7 protein-coding genes are annotated in these 4,669 nt (G+C 50.9%); all 7 read right to left on the bottom strand.

The annotated features are described in order from the left end of the window. A partial coding sequence (locus ACWVCM_RS03870) for a ferritin-like domain-containing protein (protein ID WP_455200396.1) occupies nt 1-265 on the bottom strand: 265 nt, incomplete at its 3' end. Between the two features lie 30 nt (nt 266-295). Then, nucleotides 296-613 (bottom strand): BMC domain-containing protein, encoded by a 318-nt coding sequence (locus tag ACWVCM_RS03875; protein ID WP_455200397.1) that lies wholly within the window; start codon nt 611-613, stop codon nt 296-298. Nucleotides 614-683: 70 nt separating this feature from the next. Continuing rightward, nucleotides 684-974, bottom strand: a complete 291-nt coding sequence (locus ACWVCM_RS03880) for a BMC domain-containing protein (RefSeq protein ID WP_455200398.1) — start codon at nt 972-974, stop codon at nt 684-686. 58 nt (nt 975-1,032) lie between these two features. Next, nucleotides 1,033-1,326: a carboxysome peptide B gene (locus ACWVCM_RS03885; RefSeq protein ID WP_455200399.1), complete on the bottom strand. Its 294-nt coding sequence runs from the start codon at nt 1,324-1,326 to the stop codon at nt 1,033-1,035. Then, entirely contained in the window at nt 1,326-1,586 is a 261-nt protein-coding gene (locus ACWVCM_RS03890) for a carboxysome peptide A (protein WP_455200400.1), read from the bottom strand. Before ACWVCM_RS03890 ends, ACWVCM_RS03885 begins: the two co-directional genes overlap by 1 nt. After that, a complete protein-coding gene (locus ACWVCM_RS03895) occupies nt 1,586-3,145 on the bottom strand; it encodes a carboxysome shell carbonic anhydrase (protein WP_455200401.1) in 1,560 nt (519 codons plus the stop codon). Before ACWVCM_RS03895 ends, ACWVCM_RS03890 begins: the two co-directional genes overlap by 1 nt. Nucleotides 3,146-3,184: 39 nt before the next feature. Beyond that, nucleotides 3,185-4,669 (bottom strand): CsoS2 family carboxysome shell protein (locus ACWVCM_RS03900; protein ID WP_455200402.1); only part of this gene is annotated, 1,485 nt, incomplete at its 5' end.

Raw genomic sequence — 4,669 nt, forward strand, 5'->3', positions numbered from 1 at the left:
AAGTGGACAAATCATCAGCAAGTTTGACTGGCCGCAATTGCGAGCTGTTCGGTGCCACACCCAGCTCCAGCATACGGTCGATAATGCGATTCGCATGCTGTAGCTCTTCATCCGCTTCCTTCGATAAGCTGGCGGCTGCTTCGCTTAACCCCCAGGCCGCAACCAAGCGCGCCTGGGTGCTATATTGCTGAACAGCGGAGAATTCCAGACTAAGGGCTCTGCCCAAATACCCCAAAACTCTCTGATCGGGTTTTGACGCCGACATTTCGCCGCCTGCCTAATCAAACGGAAAACCTTAAGCAGCCGCAGCCTTGGAAGAACCACCACCTGTTGGCAATACCGGCTCAACTTCACGGTGTGGGCGTGCAATGATGTGCGCCGCAACCAGGCCGTCACCTACGCGTTCGCAAGCATCGGCACCAGCACGCACTGCTGCATTAACAGCACCAGTTTCGCCGCGAACTAAAACAGTAACATAACCACCGCCAACGAATTCACGACCGATCAGTCGAACTTCCGCTGCCTTGGTCATGGCATCTGCGGCTTCAATAGCAGGAACCAGTCCACGCGTTTCGATCATACCCAGGGCAATACCATAATTTTCACTAGCCATTGTTTTATCTCCAAACGTAAAAGAAAAAAATCATTTACATAGGCTGCGATGTCGCCGCAGCCGTGCAAATTTATTTAGAGTCGAGCACAGGCTCAACTTCACGGTGCGGACGTGCAATGATGTGCGCCGCAACCAGACCGTCACCTACGCGTTCGCAGGCATCAGCACCGGCGCGTACTGCCGCATTAACAGCACCAGTTTCGCCACGAACCATAACCGTAACGTAACCGCCGCCAACAAACTCTCGACTGATCAATCGAACTTCTGCTGCTTTAGTCATCGCATCAGCCGCTTCGATGGCGGGCACCAGCCCGCGCGTCTCAATCATACCCAGTGCTATGCCGTAGTTTTCACTTGCCATCTTTGTGTCTCCTGTTGAATAAAATGTTTAACAAATTTCTTTCTTTAATGCGTAATAGTTACTGTGTATTAGTTTGTTGATTACCATTCACCTGCAGTTGTTCAGGCTCTGGCTCCCAATAATCTATAATGCCGCCAATGGTAAGGTCGGTAAGAACCTCAAAATCACCTGCTGCATAACGTGCTGCCGATCCACTCACCGTATAAACCCAATTTCCTGGGCGAGCACCGACCGGATCCACAGCCACTTGCCGTTTACCGTCTGTTGCGCGAAGCACTCGCAAACTGGTTGCATGCAGTCCGTCGATGCGACGTGTACAAACCAGGGCTGACTCTACCTGAAGGATTTCCATCAGGACGCACCTTTTTCTTGCGGCGGCCAATGATCAATAATGCCAACAATGGTCAGATCACTTGGATAATCTTTGCTGCCAGCCGCTTCACGTGCTGCGGAACTGCCCACACATATCACCCAGTCGCCGGGTTTACAGCCGACCGAATCTACAGCGACGGCTAAAACACTGCCATCGCGCACCACTTGCAGGTGTCTATGCTCCATCGCTGCAATGCGGTTGGTGGCTACTAGCGGTCTTTCTATCTGGCAGATTTTCATCAGTGACCTCCAACTTCAGGTGTATTCACAGAGCAGGCGAAAATTTCCAACGGACTGTCGCCATCACAGTCGCGTGCCACCTGCAGTACATGTAACAAGCCTTGCTTGCTCAAATCTTCAAAGCGCTCGGACAATGCCTGCGCTACTCTTCCGCAACGTTGTTCCGCGCGTTCCCGAGCTCCAGGTACATCGCCGTGGTAATCGAAGCGCACAACAACCGGCACCGGTAATCCATGCGATACATTTAGTCCTTTAAAAATCTTGATACCGACATCAAGATCGGCAGCGCCCTCTTCAACGGTATTGAGATACGCAAAATACATCAAATTACGTAACTGAATATCCTCGAATCCCACACCGGCACCAATAAAACGTTCAGCGTGTCCGATGTCCGGATAGCGTTCACCGTGACGACCAAGCACATAAGCGATCTGCGACAGGTTGTTCTCGATTAAACGCGCAACTAATTGCGCCATACCCGTTGCAACATCTGCCGAACACTGTTGAATAGTCGATTCGATCGACCGTTTTGCCGCCGTTGAATCCAGGCGTGACGTTTCGGTATAAACAGTTTGCGTATCAACGTATTGATCAAGCGTCATCTGGCCATTGCCATCTGGAACGTGCACTCTCATTGAGTCGGTGTCGGTATCAACGCCAATCAACAACAAATCAATAGAGGCACCACAACAAAAACTGTTTTCGACAGCCTGGCGAAAATTTACCAGGCGATCCAGGCCCGCTTGCGCGGCCTTTTGCGTATCTGAGCCATGAGCCGCACAGCCTTCATGATCCGGATTACCAGAACTAAAATGGTAAGCTACGACTTTCAAATAACGTGTTGGCGCATCGACTGAATTCGGCTTGCCTTCACGAAAACGTTGCAATTCTATTTCCATCCATTTTTCCAAACTGTCTTCCACATCGAACATTGCGCCGGCGTATGACTTACGTCGCACAGCACGTGGCGGCAATCGCAGGACATAACGCACCAGGTGGGCCAGACGTCCGTCCGCGCAAGGTGTAATGTCCATGGTGTGAAAGCCACACGACTGTAGAAACGCGTCAAATTCTTTTTCCGCTGAATCCGACGAAGCATGGGATGTAAAAAACTCATCACAAAAGCGCTTGTAGGTATTAAAAACACACCAGGCAAACAGTTGACGCATATCCAGTTGTTCCACCCAGGCATCTGCCAGAATCGATTCTGGCAATTCAAATCCCAGGCGCTCACGGGCAATGGCTTGTGCCCTGCTTTCAAATTCACCTTCATGCTGCATTGCTGAAATTACTTTGAGTGTCGGCACAATATTGTCAAACGCCTGCTTAATCTCATCTTCGTAGCCCAGCAAACGCGCATTCTCATCGTTGCGGCACAATGGATGTTGTGCACCAATATTCAATGCCGCAATATTGTTATTTCCAACTACAACGCTAATGTCACGTCCATCACGCCCTTCGTTACCACTACGAAGTGCAACTGCACCCGGACGACGCAGAGGCGCCGTGCCCCGTGTCCGATTACTTGCTGCATTTTGTTTGCGTACTGTGCGTAACATTTTGTTTGTTCCCGTTCTCTAACCTGTGATCCTTGGACGTTATCCGCGTGCACCACCGGAATAAGTAATTAATGAACCTTTGTCAGTGTTGCCACTGCCACCGGTAACCCGGCTAACAGGCTCAGGAATATTATTTGGGCGAGTCATATCAGTTCGCTGCTGCATCGCACTCATTGGGCCTCCGCGCAATGTCATGTTTCGTTGAGTCGCTGAAGCACCTTCGGTACCGGTAACCTGGTCACCACGGTCCCAGTCATCCCCGGTAATCTTTAGTCCTGTTTCCATACCTTCACCGGTAACGCGAGACTTAACCCGACCACCCACATTTTCCGCGAAAGTAGTCATCGTTGGCTGAGCTATCTGGATATCATCAAAGCGCGCTTCTTCCGTACCTGTTACCTTTCCTGCGGCCTTACCAAAAGATCCGGTTATATGCCCGCTCTCATATCGTGAACCGGTAACATGTGAAAACGATCCGTCATGTTGCGCGGCGTGAATCGGCGCACTAACGCTAAAATTACTCCAGGGAGTATTTGCTGATTGCGGAAAATCAGGGCTACCTCGCTCTGCCGCTACAGAAGGACATGCCGCTGCCGCCTGGTCAGATCCCACGTAAGGCGTACCGCTGACGGGCTCGCATGCGCCTTTATTTGCACCAGTCATCTTGCCGCCGATACCAGGTTGTTGCCCTGTCATGGGTTGGCCAAATCTGCGACCAGATGGTTGCATGCGTGCTTGCGCTGCATAGGCTTGCGTCTCATCACAGTATGCCTGGTACTGGTCTGCACCCGCGTAAGGCGTTCCGGTCGTTGCTTTACAAGTACCCGGCTCGTCACCCGTTACTATTTTTGAACGTTGCGCCAGGTCACCAGTAACTTTTAAACCTGCCAGAGTTTGTGAAACCGCAATTTTACTGTCAGTAGGGCTTGGCGTTGATTTGCAAAACTTGCCGTACTGTTCCCGGCCTGCATACTCATCGCCGGTGACGTTTTTGCAACTACCAAAGTGGTTACCCGTCATTTGCTCACGTCGACCCACCATGCTTCCGGTGACACTTCCACCACGCAGCGTAGTACTCACACCAACTTTGTTGGGCGCGGAGCCAATGTTTTCTGGCCGGTTGTATTGTGTGCCTGTTAAACGTTGCCGCTGACCGTATTCATTGCCAGTGACATTTTCAGTTCGGCCAACGTTGGCTCCTGTCACCCTTCTTCCTTTCATGGTTTGCGCCATAGAAGTAGCAATGCTCGGTGTTGGATTAGAAAAATTACCGCAGAAATCCTGAGAATTTTCCGCGCTGGTATATTCATTTCCAGTTACACGCTTACAAGCACCAGCCTCATTACCAGTAACATTGGTGGAGTTGTTAATGCGGTTTCCACTTACCAGGTTGCCGCGCGATGTCGTTGTCACTTCCACTTTTTTTGCAGTGGTTGCTTTCGCGCCGCTTTGGCAAAATTTGTTAAATATATCCGCGCCAAGGTACTCAGTACCGGTAATCGTCCGGCAAGTGCTGGGCTCATC

The organism is Kaarinaea lacus (genome assembly GCF_975902315.1).